This window comes from Paractinoplanes ovalisporus, assembly GCF_016834655.1.
In the GTDB taxonomy this organism is placed as follows: Bacteria; Actinomycetota; Actinomycetes; order Mycobacteriales; family Micromonosporaceae; genus Actinoplanes; species Actinoplanes ovalisporus.
Genome location: NZ_JAENHP010000032.1, coordinates 61,223 through 79,755, shown reverse-complemented (window position 1 = coordinate 79,755; position 18,533 = coordinate 61,223). Strand labels below are relative to the sequence as shown.

Here is an 18,533-nt window from a genome sequence, read left to right as displayed (position 1 = left end):
ATAATCGGCTTGTTCAGCTTGGCGGCGACAATCTACTTCGGCATCCAGGCGCATGAGGACTCGAAAACAGCGCAATCGACTCCTACCGTGCGACCAGTCACCGAGCAGCCGGACCGCGTCCCGACCGCACAACCGGCAACGCCCGCCGTGCAAGAGACCACGCAGAGCGTCGCCGGGCAGATCAAGCGCCAAGGCGGCCCCGTCTTCGGCGACTACGTCGAGGGTGATCTCGATTCCGACCTTCCGGACTGGCGGGTCAGCGAGAAAGTCGACGGAAAGGATTTCGAATTTACGCCGGCCACATGCTGATGTATTCACCAGGCGGAATCGGGTACTTCGGCAATCACCCGCCGAGTTACGAGGACTGCCTCGCGTTCACCAATTACGGCCAGCCCGAAGACTCATACTGGAAGCCAGGAAAGTCTTTCTGCCTGAAGACAACTGAGGGCCGTTACTCCAGTCTCACGGTCCGCCCCGACTCCGACGCCGCACACTGAAGCCTCCCCGCCGACCTGGTCGTGTAAAAGTCCGACCAAGACAATCCCTAGCCGACCCCGACCAGGTCCAAGCTTCGCGTCCGACTCGCAGTTCCGCCGCGGTTGCAGACCGCGTGATCGGGGACCCACGCGTGCATGGTCGTCTCGACCGTCGCGCCTCGCGGCATCTTCGGGATCTCGCCGCCCATGGATTCGACCTACGGCGCGGTCAGGCTCGCACACTTGAGTTCGCGGCAGAGCCGTTCCCCGACCGGGGCGGTGTGACCTGGGTCAGTGGCATTGCCAGAGGAAGCGTCCCTCCGTGCCGTCCGGGGAGACGAAGACATACGCAATACCGCCATCTCCGAAGTTGTGCCCGAGCCGGTCGGTCAGCTGCCCGACCAGTCGCCATCCGGGGCCAGGCGAATCCGGGCCCTGAAGCCACACAGGTTCGCCGCCCAGGAACTCCCACGGTGAGTCATCCCCGGTTGGCTCGTCATCAACGGGCAGGTGGTCCTCGGTGAATGACGGTCCGGTTCGTTGGCCTTGCACCATCACGAAGGGCGGGACCAGACCACCGGGCTGGATGATGACGGCATTTTCCCCTCCATCGGGCGCGAACGTATCGTCGATGGCGTAGTCGATCTCGTCCTCGTCGTCATCCATGTCCTCACCGGCGGCTTCTTCGTCTTCCATGTCGAAGATGAAGAGATCGGACATGAAGACGTACGCCAAGCGAGGCTCGTCGGCCCCGTCATCCAGGCGAAACTGTCCGATGAACGGCATCGGCCGCTTCCGTGACCGAGACAGCGGCCACTGCGGTTCTTGGAGCCAGGTCGGCTCTCCGCCCAGCTTGGTCACCGGCGCGTCGATCGCCCGACCGGCCGGTTCGTATCGCACCACACGACGCATGTTTCCCCCGCCCTCCAGGCTGTTCGCCTATCGAGGCTAGGCCCGGAGGCGACTCGCGACGCTGGAATCGGCGATCAAGGGAGAGATCGACAATGCTTGTTGATCACCTTTGGTCGGCATCCGGACGTGCCGCCGACCGCGCGTGTCAGCTGTGTCAGCGTTCAATGGAAATGGGGCTGATCAACCCAGAACGGGCCATGAGCGATGCGGGCTGTCCTGGCGCGGGCCGGGCCGGTGGCACGATCGGTTGATGCGGGTTCTCTTCGACGGGCCGGTTCCGATCGCGTACGGCCAGGTCTACGTGACCAGCTTCGACGGCCCCTACGCGATGGAAGACCATTTGCGCGCGGGTCGGGTTCGTGCCTTAGCTGACTTGCCGTGAGAGGTGCACCGTTACGGCGGTGTCGCCGTGCAGGGACCCGTCAAGATTGATCCAGCCGCTGCGGACTGCGAGGTTGACGGCTGTCCGCATATCGGTCGGTGCGAGAGCGAGCCGATCGGCGAGTTCGGCGGTGGTACACGTGACCCGGCGTCGGGGTGACCAGGCAATGAGGGCGGCGACGTCTTCGGCGAGGGCTTTGGGTGTCGCGTATTGATCGGACCCGCGTCGTATCCAGCGCGGGGGTTCCTCTGGCGAGCAGGGCCACCAGCGCAATGACCACACTCCACTGTCACCGTCCCAGCGGCTGCACACCTGGAGCCGGTAAGCGCCTCGGCCTTGGAGGTCGACCGTTTCGCGCGCCGGACCGTCCGTCATGGTCGACAGGCCCACAGATCCTGTGACCGATCGATACGGAGTCTCCCAAACCTGCGGCCATTCGGCTCCCGGGATCCCCGGCGCCGCGTCGTGCACCTCCAGGGTCACGTGGTGCGGTCCGTCGCCGGCCGTGATCCAGAGCCATCCGGTGCCGGCCCGTCCAGCGGTGCCGAAGCCGACATCGAAGCCGAAGTCATCCGGCCCTTCGGGCCAGTCCAGAAGATCATCGTCCGAGCCGAAGCCCTCGGTCACCACGATCGTGCTGAAGTGCGGCCAATGTTCTTCATCCTGAAGAACTCGCACCAAAGACACGCCTCGAGCGTAGCCATGAAGCCCAGTCGAGAAGACCGAACGCGGGGTACCGCTGGACGCCACGTCGCGGCGGCGTTTGGCGTGGGTGTAGACGAACGGGCGGACGAGACCACCCATTCTGCCCCTCGTGGCGAGGGGGAGAACCGTTGTCCACAGTTCTAAGTTGTTGTCCACAGGGCCGCCCGCGAAGATCGGCCATACGCGAAACAATGCGGCTGTGGCGGAGGCCCCCTGGGAGGGCGGGTTATGGGGTTGGGGCGCTCCTAGGGCTTCAGCGACAGAGGCTCCAGCGGCTAGGGCCAACAACCAAGGCCTCAGCGACCAGGGCCCCGCGACAGAAGAGAGGGCGACCGGTGGACGGATTCGCAGTTGTGGTCGGGGCCGGCACATACCGGGGTGACGGCGTGCTGTTCGCGCACCGGTGGACCGACGAGGGCGTCACTGTCCAAGCCGACTTCACGGGCGCCCACCTTCTGCATCTGGCCACCGCCGGCTGTGTGCTCAACGATCTCTACCGTGAAGCCCACGCGCTCGGTCTGCGGCTCGACGGGGTCCGCGTGACGGCGTCGGGCGGGTTCGACAGCGGCAGCTGGGTCTCGACCGGAATCGCGTACGAGGTGGAGCTCGACACGACGGCCTCGGCGGAGGAGCAGCGTGCGCTTCTGGACCGGGTTGACGAGGTTGCCGAGATTCCGCGGGCGATCCGCGCGGGGGCCGCGGTGCGACGCGGTTGAACGGCACCTGGACGTTGCATCGGCAGGCCGACGGGGAGCTTCTGGCCGAGCTGGTGGTGACCGACGGCGACTTTCCGTGGCTTTACGCACGGGTCGAGGCACGGGCGGGGCTGGCCGAGTTGCGGCCGCTGTTCGCCGACGAGTTGCGGCTGCTCGACGATGACCCCGAGGCCTGGGAAAAAGCCTACGACGAGCTCCGGAGCGTCGTGACCCTGCGCTGTCCGGAGGGTCACGACGTCCCGGAGTTTCTGCTTCACCTCGATGGTGACGAGGCTTGGTGGCGTTGGAGCGACGAAACCGAAACGCCGGAAATGTCCTAACGCGCCAAACGGGCCACGCGACCCTTCTCGCCGGAAGCCCAGCAAGCCCCGGAAGCGGTGCACTCGACAGCGTCGAAACTGCCGGTGTCGAAACGCTTCCAGGTGCGGCCGCCGTCGGTCGACAGGTCGCTGCCGGTCGGGCCGACGGCCAGCGCCAGGTGACCCAGCCAGGCCGAGCCCGAGCGGTATTCGCCGGGAACGGTGCGGGCGACGGTCCACGTGCGGCCGCGCAGATAGGCGGCGCCGTCGGGGGCGGCGGTCGGAGTGGTGTAGTCGCCGCCCACGGCGATCGCGGCGCCGGACGGGCGTACGGCCAGGCTGTAGATGCCGGCGCTCGGGCCGCTCGGAACCGGAGTGCCGGTGACCGACCAGTGCAGGCCGCCGTCGCGGGAGGTGAAGACGCGGGCCGACGCGCCGCCGCCGGTGGCGAACATCGCCTTGCCGCCGGCCGAGACCAGGCAGGTGCCGCTGGCCGCGAACGCGAACTCGCCCTCCAGCGCCGCGGGCATGCCGGCGTTGGGCAGGACCTTCCAGCTGCGGCCGCCGTCGCGGGTGGCGAGGATGCGGAACTTGCCGTCCACCGGGTCGGACAGGGCCAGCCCATGGCGGCGGTCGAGGAACGTCATGCAGTCGTAGAAGGCGACCGGGTCCTCGTTGCGGAACGTCTCTTTCCACGTACGGCCACCGTCCGCCGTCGCGTACACGCGGGAGTCGGGGCCGTTGCCGATCGTCAGGGCGACGGCGTTGCTCGCGTCGAACGCCTGGATGTCACGGAACTCGAGCCCGGCCGCCTCGGCGGGACCGACCGAAGCCCAGCTGCGGCCGCCGTCGACGGTGCGCAGGACGGTGCCGGCCGAACCGGCGACCCAGGCGGTCTTCGCGCTGACCGGGGCGAGGCCGCGGAACCGGGCCTCGGTGCCGGTGGGGGTGAGCTGCCAACCAAGGTCACGGCCCCCGGCGTACGCGGGGGCCGGCATCAGGGAGATCAGGGCGACCGCGGCTACGGCCATCGACAACTTTCGCTGCAAGGTCATGCGGCGGAACTTACCGTGTGGGCCACGGCACGGAAACCGGAAGCGCGGCGCGCCGGAAACCCGGGGATACCACAATGTGGGACATGGAGTCTCCCGCCGTCACCGTCGCGATCACCCGCCGCGCCGACCCGTCCCGGAACGCCGAGATGATCGCCTGGGTGAACGCGGGCACCACGCTCGCCGAGGACTTCCCCGGGTTCCTGGGCACCGGCTGGGTCCGCCCCGACCAGCGCTCGCACGAGTGGCACATGCTCTACCGCTTCTCCGACGAGAAGTCGCTGCGCAACTGGGAGGAATCCCCGCAGCGGAGCTGGTGGCTGTCCTCGGCCGAGGGCTTCGTGGAGCACACGCGCACGGAACGCCGTACGGGAATCGAGGGTTGGTTCGACACCGAAGTCGTGGAGACCGCCGCCCCGAAGCCCCCACCCCGCTGGAAGCAGGCCGTAACCATCTGGCTGGGCTTCTTCCCGGTGAGCCTGCTGGCCGCGTTCACCCTGAACCACCTGCTGGTCGACCTCAACGTCGTGCTGCGCACGCTGATCAGCACCCTCTGCCTGACCCCGATCATGACCTACCTGGTGCTCCCCCAGATCACCCGTCTGCTGCAGCCCTGGCTGCGCCGGCAGTGAACCGACGGTAGGTTCCATCGATGGCAGACAGCACGGTCCGCGCACTGACCTGGAACCTGTGGTGGCGGTTCGGGCCGCACTGGGAGGAGAGGCAACCGGGCATCCGGGCGACCCTGGAGCGGTTCCGCCCCGACGTCGTCGCGCTGCAGGAGGTCTGGGGCGGCACGGACACGACCCAGGCCCACGAGCTGGCCGAGACGCTGGAGATGCACGCCGTCTTCGCGTCCCCGTCCTACCCGCCCTCCCCGCGGGACGACCTCGATCTGGGGATCGCCGTGCTGAGCCGGTGGCCGATCCTCGATCACGAGAGCCTGGTCATGCCGGCCCGTCACCGCGAGTGGGACCCGGTCGCCCTGACCGTCCGGGTCGATCACCCGGCCGGGCCGTTGCCGGTCGTGGCCGCGTGCCTCGACTACGGCGTTCCCTACACCGACGACCGCATCGCCCAGGGCACCTTCGTGGCCGACCTCGCCACCGACCCCCGCTTCGACGGCCCCTGCCCGGTGCTGCTGATGGGCGACCTCAACGCGGCCGTCGGCTCGCCCGTGCTGCGGCGCGCGACCGACGTGCTGGTCGACGCCTGGAGCGCCGGCAACGGGCCGGCCGACGCGGTCACCCTGCCCTCGACCCATCCGTCGGCGCCGCTCGAGGCCGGACCGCAGATGATCGACCAGCGCATCGACCATATCCTCTTCCGGCCCGGCCGCGAGGATCAGCACGTACGGGTGGAGGGCGTCCAGCTCGCCGGCGAGGCGGTCGGGGGCGTGTACCCCTCCGACCACCGGGCCGTCGTGGCCGACCTGCTCTGGCGCGGCTAGGACTTGTCCTGAAGCAAGCGGAGCGGGGAGAACGCCATCAGCAGCGGCGACAGCAGCATTCCGGCGGCGGTGACGAGCATTCCCGTACGGAGGTCCCACGCGCCCGCCAGATATCCGCCCAGCAGCGAGCCGAACGGCGTCATGCCCATGCCGGCGAACGTGATCGTGGCGGCCACCCGGCCCTGCATCGCGTCCGGGGTGGCGGACTGGCGGATCGCCATGACCAGCACGTTCACGAGCTGGCCGAACGCACCGAAGACCAGGTTGACCGCGACCAGGGCGGCGATCGTGAACGGCGATCCGGGTTGCAGGGCGGGCACGACCAGGAACGTGCCGTCGCCGAGCAGGGCCGCGACGATCAGCACCCGGCCGCCGTTCAGTCGGGCCGCCAGCAGGGAACCGATCAGGGCGCCGGGCCCGGTGGCGGCCAGGATCAGGCCGATCGTGGCACCCGACAGGTGCAGCTCGCGCGGCAGGAACAGCAGGTAGGCGGTCATCGTGGCGGCCAGGAAGAACTGGAACGCGGCCGAGGCCAGGCCGATCGTGCGCAGCAGCGGGTCGCGGGCCACGAAGCGGACACCCAGCCCGCTGCCGGGGCGGTGGGGCGGGACGGTTTCGCGGTGCCGGATGCGGGCCAGGAATCCGGACGAGACGGCGAAGAGCGCGGCCGCCACGGGAGCCGCGAACGGCAGGCCGCCCAGGGCCGGACCGGCCATCTGGGCCGCCGAGCGGGTGCCCTCGAGCGCGCTGTTGCCGCGGATCAGCTGGTCGCGTCGGACCAGGCGTACGAGGGAAGCCTGATAGGCCACGTCGAAGAGCACCGACAGCGCGCCGATCACGAACGCGACGGCCAGCAGCAGCGGCAGGGTGACCGCGGCGAACGCGACCACGACCAGGGCGGACGCGCGGCCGAGGTCGGCCAGGACCATCACCGTACGGGTCCGCAGGCGGTCCACCCACACGCCGGCGACCAGGGCGAGCAGCATCGGAGCCTGACCTGTGGCGCGCAGGACACCGAGTTCGCCGGCGCCGACGTCGAGGGTCAGGACGGCGAGCAGCGGCAGGACGACGAGACTGGCGTGTTCACCGAGTTGAGAAGCGGTCTGAGCGGCCCAGAGGCGGCGGAAGTCGGAGTTCTGCCAGAGGGAAGAGGGCACAGTGGTCCCTTGATCGCAGGAAGGCACACGAGGACGAAGGTCAGCGCGTGCCGATGCGACCGGGCATCCTCAGCTCCCTGTGGGGTCGGCGGGCCCTTCCAGGCCGGCCTTCTCGTCCCGCGAAGCCCACTCCAGCAGCTCCCCGAGCGAGTGGTGCTTGTCGTCGATGGTGGCGTGCAGGTCACCCAGCGTGGCGAAACGGCCGGGGACCGTACGGATCGTGAAGTCGCGCGGGTCGGCTTCGGGAATCTCTTCCCAGGTGACCGGGGTCGAGACCGTGGCCGTCGGCACTCCGCGCACAGAATAGGCGCTCGCGATCGTGTGGTCGCGCGCATTCTGGTTGTAGTCGACGAACAGCTTGGACGGGTCGCGGTCCTTGCGCCACCAGGTGGTGGTCACGTCGTCGGGCGCGCGGCGTTCCACCTCACGGGCGAAGGCCAGCGCGGCCCGGCGCACATCGGAAAAACCCCACTGCGGTTCCACCCGTACGTAGATATGGAGGCCCCGCCCCCCAGAGGTCTTCGGATAGCCGGTGATACCCAGCTCGTCCAGCACCTCGTGGGCCACCCCGGCCACCCGCCGTACGCGGTCGTAGTCGCAGTCGGGCATCGGATCGAGGTCGATGCGCCACTCGTCGGGCTTCTCGGTGTCGGCCCGGCGCGAGTTCCACGGGTGGAACTCGACCGTCGACATCTGCACCGCCCAGACGACGTCGGCCGGCTTGGTCACGCACAGCTCGTCGGCGTGCCGGTTGTAACGCGGGAACGTCACCCGGACCGTCTCGAGCCACGGCGGCGCCCCGTGCGGCACGCGCTTCTGGTGCACCTTCTCGCCGGCCAGCCCGTCGGGAAACCGGTGCAGCATGCACGGCCGCTCCCGCAGTGCCCGCACGATGCCGTCGCCCACCGACAGGTAGTAGTTGACCAGGTCGAGCTTGGTCAGACCGAGCTCGGGAAAATAGACCCGGTCGGGGTTCGACACCCGCACGGCAAGGTCACCGACCTGCACCTCGGTGGCCGGGCTCTTGCTCGAAGAGGCCATGGGCCCACCATAGCGATCAGTCGCCGGACGCGCGGGTCAGCTCCGCTCAGGGCCGGTCGCCAACTCCTTCCACCACATCGATGCTGCGCAGCACCCGCCCGGATTCGGTGGGGGCGGGCTGGTCGTCGCCGCTGACCACGTACGGCTCGTGGGAGGCCTCGGCCTCGGGTTCGATCGAGGCCTGGGCCGACCCGGACCTCGTCGTCTCCCAGCCCACGGGCAGCCCTGTTCCGGGATCGAACAGCAGGTCGCTCGTGACGCCGGCCTCGGCGAAGCGCACCACCACCAGCCGGTTCCCGTCCTGCTCGGTCTCGCCGACGCTGAGCGGCAGACGAGCCATCACCTGGTGCAGCGCGACCCGGCGGTCGACCGGCAGGAACCGGCCCGGCCAGACCACGCTCTGCAGGCCGGTCCAGATCCGCAGGTTGTCGCTCGCGTCGCGCAGATCGTTGCGCAGGAGGATGAACTGGGCCCGGATCGCCGCCGGATCGATGTACTCGCCGGCGCTGACGTCCCAGCCGCCCGGACGGGCGGGGTCGTACTCGTCCCAGCCCGACATGTTGGCGTCCGCCCCGGCCCGTGTCTCCGCGGGCACGTCGGACTCGCCGCACTGCCGATAGAGGGAGCCCAGGTCGGCCGGACGCAGCCAGCTCTCGCACGCGCGGGCGCCGGAAACGGGCCGCGTACGCATGTAGAACAGCTGCCCGTCCGCGACCGGTTGCTGAGGGACGGCTCGGGTCGCATCGCTCAGCTCGCCGATCACCCGCGTCACCGTGGCCGGGTCAGACGTGAGCCGGGTGACCGACGGCAGCGACTGCTGGCGGGGCCGCAGCATCAGAACGCCCACCCCGACCAGCACCAGCACCGCCGCGGCGGCGGTGATCGGCACCCACAACCGGCGGGCCGTGGAGCGGGGGCGCGGCGCGGGCCGGGCGGCGATCCGCGCCCACACCCGGGCCAGGGACTCGTCGGACGGCTCGGTGACACCCGGCGGCAGGTCACGCACGGCGACCAGGTCTGCATCCGTACGGCTCATCGGGTCTCCTCCTCGCTCATCGCCGCCCGCACCTTGGCCCGCGCGCGGTGCAGTGACGACTGCACCGAGCCGAGCGGGATGTCGAGGGCCGCGGCGATCTCCGCGTACTCCTGTTCGGCCACGGCGAAGAGCATCAGCACGTCCCGCTGGCGGCGGGGCAGCTTGGCCAGGACGGCCGACAGGCGCATCACCGACCGTTGCGCGTCCACCCGCCCGGCGGCCGCCTCGTCGTGCGCCTCGGCCTCGACCAGCGGCAGGCGGGTCGGCTCGCGCAGCGCCCGCACCTCGGCGCGGACGTGTCGGCGCAGAAGCCGGGTCGCGATGCCGTACAGCCAGGGCAGCAGCTCACCGCGCTGCGGGTCGAACCTGTCCCGCCGCTCGTGCGCCACCAGAAACGTCTCGGCGACCACGTCTTCCGCGAGCTGCGCGCCCACCCGACGTGTGCAGTAGCGCAGCAGCTCCCGGCCGTACCGGGAGAACATGCCGGCCAGATCGTCCGCCTCCACGACCGTCCCCGCGCCGGTCGTGGAGTCGCCGGGTCTTATCCACGCAGTCATACCTCTACTTGCTCCAGCCCGGCGTTCATGTTCCCCGCGGAGATAATCAGTGTCCGCTCACACGAGGAGATCCGGCATGCGGTACACCGTCTCGATCGAGATCGCCCGGCCGCGGGAGGAGGTGGCCCAGCTGCTCGCCGACCCGGAACACATGCCGAAATGGCTGCGGGGCCTGGTGGTGCACGAGCTACTGAGCGGCGTGCACGGGCAGCTCGGCACCAAGTCGCGGGTGGTGATGGAAATGGGGTCGCAGCAGATGGAGTGCACCGAGACCATCACCCGCCGGGAGCCCGCCGACCTGCACGAGATCCCGCCGGAAGACGTCGTTCACTTCGAACGCGAGATCGTCACCAAGGGCATGTGGAACGCCGCACGCGAGCGCCTGACCGAAGCCGGCCCGCAGGCGACGCTCTGGACCAGCGAGAACGAGTTCCGCTTCAGCAGCCTGCCGATGCGGCTGGTCGGGCTGCTGATGCCCGGCGCCTTCCGCAAGCAGTCGCTGCAGCACATGCGGGACTTCAAGGCGTTCGCCGAACACGGCCAGGACGTCCGCGAAGCAGGCTGACCTTCAAGGCTGGATGATCGAACACGCACCGTTGGCGATGTCCCGTCTGTCCTCGCGCGGGCCGGGCCGGTGGCACGATCGATTGATGCGGGTTCTCTTCGACGGGCCGGTTCCGATCGCGTACGGGCAGGTTTACGTGACCAGCTTCGACGGCTCGTACGCCATGGAAGGCCATTTCGCCGGCCAGCGGAACGGATTATGCGGCGCTGTAATACCGGGCGACTTGTTCCTGACGGTAGGCACGCGCGACGGAGACGTCCGTTTCACCGTCGAACTGCACGAGACCGAGCCGCCCGCCCCGGCCGAGGAGTGGCAGGACGTCGTCGAGGCGCCGTTCATCCTGAGGTCCGCGAGCGTCGCCCTGGTGCCGTGGGGTACGGGTGTCCTGGCCGAACTGCCACTCACCTCCGATACACCGTCATTGCCGCGTTTCCGCGTCCGCTACTGCGCGCAGAACATGGACGAGGGCAACAAGCCGTACGGCGCGTTCGACCCGGACGAGATCGCCGACGACGACTACACCTGGATGGACCAGCGCCCCGACCGCTACCTGCTGAGCTTCTGGCCGGAAAACAACGGCGACAACCCGGCAGCAGAAGCCCAGCCCGCAGGCAGTCCGCGTCCCGTCGATGCCCCGCCGGCCACAAGCTCGCCGTCACCGGACGCGATCGTGCGGCAAAGCAGCGAAACTGCCGCATACTGGCACAGCTGGGCGGCAACGCTGCCGGCCCCGCCGAGCTCGTAGGACCAAGTTAAATGATGCGGATGGGCTGCCCGGTATCGTGTCGCTGTCGACGGGAGATTGGCGATGCGATTCACGATCGACGGCGAGCCTTTCGAAATCGACCGGCATGCCGCGGCTGCCCGAATCCGCGAGATCGTTCCCGAGCCGGTTCAGACGCATTGGGTCGACGTGGACGGCGTCCGCTTCCCCATCAAGCAGGCGCTCGAGGCCGCTTTTGGCTTGCGCCGCAGCCGCTTCACCTCCCACACCGCCCGATCCGCGCTGGGTCGCCTCGGCTTCACCACCGGCACATCGGCCGGGGTTTCCAGCACCCGGACTATTCCGGGCGGCGCGCCGACAAAGGTTCCCCTTCGTTCAACAAGGGGTCAGCCGACCGCCCCGGTCAGCGCCGAGCAGGCCGGAGTTGCCTTCAGCGCGCTGGTCACGTTTCTACGTAGCGGTCCCCTCACGACCGGGGTAAGCACGTTGGAGTACCGGCTGCTGGGCGCCGGTCGTGACAGTGCAGCCGCGGTAACCGCCACCGCCGGACTGACTGAGGACCTGCTGCAGGCCGCCCTGATCGTGCGTCGCGACGTCGGCCGGGTCAGCGACGTCATCCACGCCGCCGTCATCTCGCTGGCCTTGCCGGTGATTCTCGAAGAGGGCGAGACGGTGGTCAACCGGCCGTCACTCGGCCCAGGCAACGACCCCTCCCGGCCTTACGACTTGGAGACCGATCGGCGCATCGCCGAGTTCAAGGTCGCCCTCTGGTCCGGTGGGGACATGATGCGTCGCAGAACCCTGACGGCTGATCTGGTCCATCTCGCCCTCGACGAATCGGGGCGCCGCCCCGAACTATGGGTAGCCGGCGACGAGCCGATCCGGTTCCTGCGCACCAGCGCCATGACTGTGGACAAACTGCTGTCCCGATCCTCCCAGCGCCTGCGCGACCGCTATCACGAGCGCTATGGCTCGGGTGCCATCCCGATGCGCAGCTTCACCACTGACCAAGCCGGCCACGTCTGCCTGCGGAACCTCGCCGACGTGCTACCGGTCGTCGCATCTGCGCTCCTGTAGGAGCAGGATCAAGCATTCCGTCGGCAGCCGCCACAGGCGCTGGACGGACAGTCACGCCGAGAACAGTGCACTCGGCAATCGACGATGTACTTATCCCGCGTGCTGATAGATGATCTGCCAGTTTCCGGCAAGAACCTTGAGCAGGACGGTCAGGTGCCGAGGGCCTGGATTCGTGCCGGCTCTCATGGAGGAGACAGCCTCCCACCGGCCTGTGCCGATGATCCACTCGACTTGTGACAACGAATTCAGTCCGGCACGGAGCAGCGCGGCGACGACAGCATCGCCGCCGCGTGTGACCTCGTTGTCGAGCCACAGGGCGGCCTCTTCACTGATCAAGGCAGTCAGATCACGCACCGATCGTTGCTTCAGTGCGTAGTCGTAGGCCCCGAGGAACGTACTCAACTCGTGAGCGGTTTCCGCGTTGGCGTCGATCGTCACCGGTTCGCCTCGGGCGATGGGTCGCAAAGCGATGTCACAGGATCGGTCGAAATCCTGATAGCAGGACGGGTCGTCGGAGTGGTTCACGAAGCGGGCCGGCGCCGGATAGAGGTAGCGCTGTCCGCCGAAGCTGTGAACGAAGAGGTCGTCACCGGCGGGGAGAGCATAGTAGTCGGCTGCGCCGAGCCGCCGGAGTTCGTACGCCACGACCACCTCGCCGGCGGCGAAGTCGCGCGCGGCATAGACGCCTTTTCCGGCAAGACTTCCAGGCCCCAGGGTCACGTCATTCATCCAGGGCAACCCTGACGCCTCATCGGAACGCCTTCGAGGTCGACAGGAAGCGGCTGGCCAGACCGGCTGCCGGTCGCACTCTCATGCCGCCGAGCTCAACCGTCGAGCAGGGTTCGTAAGCGCAAGGTGTCGTCGACTGTCCAGCCTGGGGGCGGGGCCAGCGCAGCCCAGCCGTCGACGGCCCCGCTCTTGTAGACGTGTCCATGACCGATCGGGGCCTTGTTGGCGAAGAGCAGATCGACCGTTGTCTGCCAGAACGTGATCACCGGGTACCAGTGCATGTCGGGGGTCACGTCGGGGCCTCGGGTGCCCTTCAGCCACTCCGGCTTGTGCCACAGCAGGCTCGGGCTCCACCACACCACCGGGTCGGAGGAGTTCTGCATGTAGACGACCTTGCGCGGCGGGCCGGGCAGGTCGCGTAGCTCGTGGGACTCCGAGGAGAACTCGACCGGCAGCCCGGGGTACGACGGGTCCCAGACCGGCGAACCCGGCTCCCGGCCGGCGGTCAGCTCCCGGTGTACGGGGTTGGCGAACGTCGGGCCCTCGAGCAGGATGCCGTCGGCGCCCTCGACCATGGCCGCCGCGGTGCCGAAGGTCTTCTCGGTTCCGTACGTGCCCAGGCTCTCCCCGAAGATCAGCAGCTTGGGACGGTCCGTGGCCGGCATCGCGGCCCACCGGGAACGGACGGCGGTGATCAGGGCCGCGGCGGCGTCGACCACCTTGGAGCGGTCGACCGCGAACGAGATCCAGCTGGGCAGGTAGCTGTACTGCATCGAGACGAGCGCGGTGTCTCCGCCGTACATGTACTCCAGCGAACTCGGCACGTCGTTGTCGACCCAGCCGGTGCCGGTGGGGGTGAACACCGCGATCACCGAGCGGTCCCAGGCGTGCGTACGGTCCATCTCGCGCACCACCAGCGCGGCGCGTTCCTCGGGCGAGCCCGCCGACGAGAGGCCGGCATAGATGCGGATCGGGTCCACCGCCGTGCGGCCCGCGAACGCGCTCAGGTCGTTCACGGCCGGGGCCTTGGTCACGAAGTTGCGGCCCTGGCGGCCCAGCGAGTCCCACGTGACGAGCGAGCTGCCGCTGCCGCTGCGCAGGGCGGACGCGGGTGGCACGACGCCGCTGCCGGTGCCGCTGTCGGTGATCGCGGCCGAGCGGTCGGCGCTGGTGTAGAGGTTGCCGACCAGCAGGCCGTCGAAGGCGGTGTAGCTGAGGACCGTGACCACGACGAAGCCGGCGCAGTAGGCGGCCGACTCGGGCACCAGGCGGCCGAAGAGGCGGGCGAACCCGTGCGCGGCCAGGCGCAGGCAACGGGCCAGCAGCAGCAGGACGCCGAAGGTCAGCAGGCTGATGCCGACCGTACGCATCAGGTCGTACTCCTGCTGCGGCGGCATCCCCAGGCGCAGGCGCAGTTCGCGCTGCCAGCGGGTGCCCAGCCAGAGGAACAGCAGGATCAGCGGGGGGACCAGAACGAAGAGCACGCGCCAGGCGATCCGTTCGGCCCGGCGCGGCGGCCACCACCGCAGCCGCACCATCGCCCCGATGGCTGTGCCTCCGGCGTACCCGAAAGAGGCGGTCAGCCCGGCCACCACACCTTGGAGAAACCAGGGCCTCGGCAGCAGGGACGGCGTGTAGGTGAGGCAGTAGAAGACGGCGCACAGGCCGAACCCGGTCACGCTGAGACCGCAGCGCACGACCTTGCGCCGGGGCACGACGGTCGGGGCGCTGACCACCTCGGCCACGCGCCGCTGGGCGGGTATCAGGGGAGCCGCGATCAGTTTGCGCATCGGCTCCCCCTGCTCTCGTCACGGCCGTCGATATGCGTGACCCCAGCGCCACCGGCGGTTACGTTGACCCGATGGCAGGATCTTCCGTTCGCTCCCGGGCCGCAAGCGCGTTCGAGGCCCTGCTTCCATCTTTGACCGCCGACGCCACCGATCGACTGGGCCGTTCGGAGGCACTTGCCTTCCTTGCCCGATTCGAGACGTCGTTACTCGACATCTACGAACCGCTGGAGGTCGTCTATGGCCCGGTGCCGCTGAACGACCTGGTGAGAAGCGCTCTGGACGCGGCCGTGGAACGCCCGGACGACCTGCGCGAGCTCGACCGCCGGCGGGAGATCGATCCGCGCTGGTATCAGCGGGCGCGACAGGTCGGCTACGTCTGCTACGCCGACCGGTTTGCCGGGTCCCTTCACGCGGTAGCCGACAACTTGGACTATCTGGACGAGTTGGGCGTCACCTATCTCCACCTGATGCCGCTGCTCGAACCGCGGCCCGGCGAGAACGACGGCGGGTACGCGGTGATGAACTACCGCGCGGTCGACCCCCGGCTGGGCACGATGGACGACCTGAGCACGCTGGCCGGCCGGCTGCACGAGCGGAACATGAGCCTCTGCGTCGACCTGGTGCTGAACCACACCGCCCAGGAACACCCGTGGGCCGAGGCGTGGTGGGCCGGTGATCCGGCGTACGCGGACTTCTACATGTCCTTCCCCGACCGGGAGATGCCCGACGCGTACGAGCGGACGATCGTGCCGGTCTTCCCCGACCGCGCACCCGGCTCGTTCACGCGGTTCGACGACGCCGACGGCGAGCGGTGGGTCTGGACCACGTTCTGGAGCTATCAGTGGGACCTCAACTGGGCCAGCCCGAACGTCTTCCGGGCCATGCTCGAGACGATCCTGTGGCTGGCCAACCGGGGTGTCGACGTGTTCCGGCTGGACGCCGTGCCGTTCCTGTGGAAGCGGCTCGGCACGACCTGCCTCAACGAGCCCGAGGTGCACCGGATCGTGCAGGCACTCAAGGCGCTGACCCGGGTCGCCGCGCCCGGCGTGATCTTCAAGGCCGAGGCGATCGTGGCCCCGGACGACCTCGTGCCCTATCTCGGCGGCCACGACCGCTACCGGCCCGAGTGCGAGCTGGCCTATCACAACCAGCTCATGGTGATGCTGTGGAGCAGCCTCGCGACCAAGGACGCCCGGCTGATGACCCAGTCGCTGGCGCGGATGAAGCCGATCCCGGCCGAGGCGACGTGGGTGAGCTACGTACGCGGGCACGACGACATCGGCTGGGCGATCAGTGCCGAGGACGCGGCCGCGGTCGGCTGGGACTGGTGGAACCACCGCAACTTTCTCAACGCGTTCTTCTCGGGGCGATTCACCGGCTCGTACGCGCAAGGGGCTCTTTTCCAGGAGAATCCGGACACCGGTGATGCCCGCATCTCGGGATCGGCCGCCTCGCTCTGTGGGATCACGGACGACCCGGCGAGCTGGCCCACCGGCGTACGGCGTCTGCTCCTGCTGCATTCCGTGGCTTTCGCGTACGGGGGCATCCCGCTGATCTACATGGGCGACGAGCTCGGGATGCGCAACGACCTCTCGTACCTCGACGACGAGGCCCGGCGCGACGACAACCGGTGGATGCACCGGCCGCGCATGGACTGGGACGCCGCGGCCCGCCGGCACGACCCGGCGACGCTGGAGGGACGGGTCTACGCCGGGCTGCGCGAACTGATCGCCGCCCGCAAGGACCTGCTGGCCCTGCGCGGTGGCGGCGAGACCGCGACCGTCGGCGTCGACAACGGGCACGTGTTCGCGTGGCGCCGTCGTCACCCGCGCAGCGGCACGTTCGTCGGGCTGGCCAACTTCAGCGAGCAGCCGCAGACGGTGGAGGCGGCCGCGATCGGGCACTACGGCTGGCTGGAGACCGCACTCAGCAGCGACGGCCCTCTCGTCGTACGGGAAGGTCGTGCCCATCTGCCCGGTTTGGGGTTCGTCTGGCTGATCGAGCGCTGAGTTTCGTTACAGTCCGGCCCCGCCCTGCCGATCTCAACCGGCGAGGAGGGGCGAATTCATGCGGCTGCGCAACTGGATCGCTGTGGTGGTCGGCGTCGTGTTGCTGGCGGCCGCGGGTGGGATCGGTTTCTGGGTCAACCGTTCGGGGCTCAAGGCCGCCGACGATGTGCACAAGGCCGACTCCCGGGCGCTGGCGGTGAACAACGGCACCCTGGTCGGGCAGCTCCAGATGCTCTCCGCGGCCGAGCTGGGCGAGTTCCTCAACGAGAACCCCCTGCACCTGGGCCGCGGCAACGCCTCCGACCGGGCCCTGCTGACCGCGTTCGCCGCCAAGAGCAGCACTTTCGCGTACGGGGCGATGCTCGTCGGACTGGACGGCAAGGTGATCAACAGCTCTCGTACGACCGGACTGCCCGCCGCCGGCAACACCGGTTGGAAGCCCCTGTTCGCCTCGTTCCAGTCCGGTCAGAAGGCCGGCTTCTCCTCGATCATGGCCGTCGACGGCACCTACCTCGAGGCCGTCGGCGTGCCGGTGATGGTCGGCGGCAGCCCGGCCGCGATCCTGGTCGGCCTCAACAACGTGGCCACCACCGCGCTGCAGCAGTACACCGTGACGCTCAGCTCCGCCGTGCACCTGACCGCGGTCGCGGACAGCACCGGCACGATCGCCGCCACCAACCAGGAGAAGCTGCTCGGCACCCAGCTCGACCCGGCCGTGCGGCGGGCCATCGCCGAGACCGACGAGGAGTTCGTCGAGTACACCACCGTGGCCGGCACCGACATGATCGCGATCGTGGTCCGCGGCCTGCCCGGCGGCTGGTCCTACGCCCGGATCCAGACGAAGAAGTCGTTCGACGGCGCCGTGCACACCAAGAGCCAGACGCTGAACATGACGCTCGGCGCGATGCTGCTCATCGGCGTCCTCGCCATGGGTGTGCTCGGCTACCGCACCCAGATCCAGCGCCGCCGGGCCGACGAGCGTTTCCAGGCCCTGTTCCAGCACGCGCCCGACCTGGTGTCGGTGCTCAACGCCGACGGCCGGATCGAATACTCCAGCCCCAGCGCGTCCGCGGTGCTCGGCTTCGAGGAGGGCCGGTTGGTCGGCAGCAGCGTCTTCGACATCGTGCACCCCGACCACCGCGACTACATGCGCGAACAGTTCACGCTGCTGGTCTCGCGGCGCGACGCCGTGCTGCGCCTGCAGTGCCAGGTGCGCAGCGGCACCGGCGACTACCGGTGGTTCGAGTTCACCGCCTCCAACCAGATGCACAACCCGTCGCTGCACGGCGTGGTCATCAACGCCCGCGACATCAGTGAGAACCGGGCCTTCCAGGAGCGGCTGGCCCACGAGGCCCAGCACGACGCGCTCACCGGCCTGCCCAACCGCCGCCGCATGCAGGACGCGCTGGGCTCGTCGCTGCGGGCCGAGCCGGTCGCCGTGCTCTTCGTCGACCTCGACGGGTTCAAGCCGGTCAACGACGTGCACGGCCACGAGGCCGGCGACGAACTGCTGCGCCAGGTGGCCGAGCGGCTGTCGGCCTGCGTCCGCGAGCGCGACGTGCTGGCCCGGGTCGGCGGCGACGAGTTCGTGGTGCTCATGCCGGGTGTCATGTCGCCCGCCGACACCGAGGCGATGACCGGGCGCATCCGGCACGCCCTGTCCCTGCCGTTCCTCATCGGCGGCCACCAGGTGCAGATCGGCGCCAGCGTCGGCGTGCACCACGCGCCCGGCGCCACCGACCCGGACGAGGCGCTGCGAGCAGCCGATCACGCGATGTACGCCGTCAAGAAGTCCCGCCAGGGTCAGCCGCAGCCGAGGGCGGGGAGACACCGCGCGGCCGAGTGAGAGGGCACAC

At 69.1% G+C, this 18,533-nt stretch carries 19 protein-coding genes; 10 read left to right on the top strand and 9 right to left on the bottom strand.

The genetic code is table 11. The features are described from left to right. The first annotated feature begins 9 nt into the window (after positions 1–9). The gene (locus tag JIG36_RS47500) at positions 10–309 is read left to right on the top strand and encodes a hypothetical protein (protein WP_203383522.1); all 300 of its coding nucleotides are present in this window, start codon (positions 10–12) and stop codon (positions 307–309) included. A 458-nt stretch (positions 310–767) separates the two neighbouring features. Here JIG36_RS47500 and JIG36_RS47495 read toward each other — a convergent pair whose 3' ends face one another. Further along, the gene (locus JIG36_RS47495) at positions 768–1,388 is read right to left on the bottom strand and encodes a hypothetical protein (RefSeq protein ID WP_236049822.1); all 621 of its coding nucleotides are present in this window, start codon (positions 1,386–1,388) and stop codon (positions 768–770) included. Positions 1,389–1,752: 364 nt separating this feature from the next. Continuing rightward, a complete protein-coding gene (locus JIG36_RS47490) occupies positions 1,753–2,457 on the bottom strand; it encodes a hypothetical protein (RefSeq protein ID WP_203383520.1) in 705 nt (234 codons plus the stop codon). A gap of 353 nt (positions 2,458–2,810) precedes the next feature. On the opposite strand from JIG36_RS47490, the gene JIG36_RS47485 reads away from it, so the two are divergent. Further along, positions 2,811–3,191 (top strand): OsmC family protein, encoded by a 381-nt coding sequence (locus JIG36_RS47485; RefSeq protein WP_203383519.1) that lies wholly within the window; start codon positions 2,811–2,813, stop codon positions 3,189–3,191. After that, positions 3,188–3,511 (top strand): hypothetical protein, encoded by a 324-nt coding sequence (locus JIG36_RS47480; RefSeq protein ID WP_203383518.1) that lies wholly within the window; start codon positions 3,188–3,190, stop codon positions 3,509–3,511. Before JIG36_RS47485 ends, JIG36_RS47480 begins: the two co-directional genes overlap by 4 nt. Here the strand turns inward: JIG36_RS47480 and JIG36_RS47475 are convergent. Next, positions 3,508–4,545 (bottom strand): beta propeller repeat protein, encoded by a 1,038-nt coding sequence (locus JIG36_RS47475; RefSeq protein ID WP_203383517.1) that lies wholly within the window; start codon positions 4,543–4,545, stop codon positions 3,508–3,510. The genes JIG36_RS47480 and JIG36_RS47475 overlap by 4 nt on opposite strands. Positions 4,546–4,619: 74 nt before the next feature. Here JIG36_RS47475 and JIG36_RS47470 point away from each other — a divergent pair, with 74 nt between their 5' ends. Both JIG36_RS47470 and JIG36_RS47465 read left to right on the top strand, forming a co-directional pair. Next, on the top strand, positions 4,620–5,174 hold the full coding sequence (locus JIG36_RS47470; RefSeq protein ID WP_438870811.1) for an antibiotic biosynthesis monooxygenase: 555 nt from the start codon (positions 4,620–4,622) through the stop codon (positions 5,172–5,174). A gap of 20 nt (positions 5,175–5,194) precedes the next feature. Further along, complete coding sequence (locus JIG36_RS47465) at positions 5,195–5,992, top strand: endonuclease/exonuclease/phosphatase family protein (RefSeq protein WP_203383515.1); 798 nt, start codon at positions 5,195–5,197, stop codon at positions 5,990–5,992. Here JIG36_RS47465 and JIG36_RS47460 read toward each other — a convergent pair. The 4 genes from JIG36_RS47460 to JIG36_RS47445 all read right to left on the bottom strand — a co-directional run bounded on the left by JIG36_RS47460 (position 5,989) and on the right by JIG36_RS47445 (position 9,783). After that, positions 5,989–7,149 carry an MFS transporter gene (locus JIG36_RS47460; RefSeq protein WP_203383514.1) on the bottom strand — a complete coding sequence of 387 codons (1,161 nt, stop codon included), beginning with the start codon at positions 7,147–7,149 and terminating at the stop codon, positions 5,989–5,991. The two genes, JIG36_RS47465 and JIG36_RS47460, sit on opposite strands and share 4 nt — an antisense overlap. A 69-nt stretch (positions 7,150–7,218) precedes the next feature. Further along, complete coding sequence (gene ligD, locus JIG36_RS47455; protein WP_203383513.1) at positions 7,219–8,190, bottom strand: non-homologous end-joining DNA ligase; 972 nt, start codon at positions 8,188–8,190, stop codon at positions 7,219–7,221. 46 nt (positions 8,191–8,236) lie between these two features. Continuing rightward, positions 8,237–9,226, bottom strand: a complete 990-nt coding sequence (locus JIG36_RS47450; RefSeq protein ID WP_203383512.1) for a hypothetical protein — start codon at positions 9,224–9,226, stop codon at positions 8,237–8,239. Further along, positions 9,223–9,783: an RNA polymerase sigma factor gene (locus tag JIG36_RS47445; RefSeq protein ID WP_203383511.1), complete on the bottom strand. Its 561-nt coding sequence runs from the start codon at positions 9,781–9,783 to the stop codon at positions 9,223–9,225. The genes JIG36_RS47450 and JIG36_RS47445 overlap by 4 nt, the downstream gene beginning before the upstream one ends. A 76-nt stretch (positions 9,784–9,859) precedes the next feature. On the opposite strand from JIG36_RS47445, the gene JIG36_RS47440 reads away from it, so the two are divergent. The 3 genes from JIG36_RS47440 to JIG36_RS47430 all read left to right on the top strand — a co-directional run bounded on the left by JIG36_RS47440 (position 9,860) and on the right by JIG36_RS47430 (position 12,149). Continuing rightward, a complete protein-coding gene (locus tag JIG36_RS47440; protein WP_203383510.1) occupies positions 9,860–10,348 on the top strand; it encodes an SRPBCC family protein in 489 nt (162 codons plus the stop codon). Between the two features lie 85 nt (positions 10,349–10,433). Then, positions 10,434–11,093, top strand: a complete 660-nt coding sequence (locus tag JIG36_RS47435) for a hypothetical protein (protein WP_203383509.1) — start codon at positions 10,434–10,436, stop codon at positions 11,091–11,093. 63 nt (positions 11,094–11,156) lie between these two features. Continuing rightward, a complete protein-coding gene (locus tag JIG36_RS47430; RefSeq protein ID WP_203383508.1) occupies positions 11,157–12,149 on the top strand; it encodes a hypothetical protein in 993 nt (330 codons plus the stop codon). Between the two features lie 90 nt (positions 12,150–12,239). On the opposite strand, the gene JIG36_RS47425 is transcribed toward JIG36_RS47430, so the two are convergent. Continuing rightward, a complete protein-coding gene (locus JIG36_RS47425; protein ID WP_203383507.1) occupies positions 12,240–12,878 on the bottom strand; it encodes an SET domain-containing protein-lysine N-methyltransferase in 639 nt (212 codons plus the stop codon). Positions 12,879–12,973: 95 nt separating this feature from the next. Next, the gene (locus tag JIG36_RS47420) at positions 12,974–14,668 is read right to left on the bottom strand and encodes an alpha/beta hydrolase (protein WP_203383506.1); all 1,695 of its coding nucleotides are present in this window, start codon (positions 14,666–14,668) and stop codon (positions 12,974–12,976) included. A 71-nt stretch (positions 14,669–14,739) separates the two neighbouring features. Here JIG36_RS47420 and JIG36_RS47415 point away from each other — a divergent pair, with 71 nt between their 5' ends. Beyond that, positions 14,740–16,677 (top strand): alpha-amylase family glycosyl hydrolase, encoded by a 1,938-nt coding sequence (locus JIG36_RS47415; protein ID WP_203383505.1) that lies wholly within the window; start codon positions 14,740–14,742, stop codon positions 16,675–16,677. Positions 16,678–16,735: 58 nt separating this feature from the next. Further along, positions 16,736–18,523 carry a diguanylate cyclase domain-containing protein gene (locus JIG36_RS47410; protein WP_203383504.1) on the top strand — a complete coding sequence of 596 codons (1,788 nt, stop codon included), beginning with the start codon at positions 16,736–16,738 and terminating at the stop codon, positions 18,521–18,523. Positions 18,524–18,533: the final 10 nt, after the last annotated feature.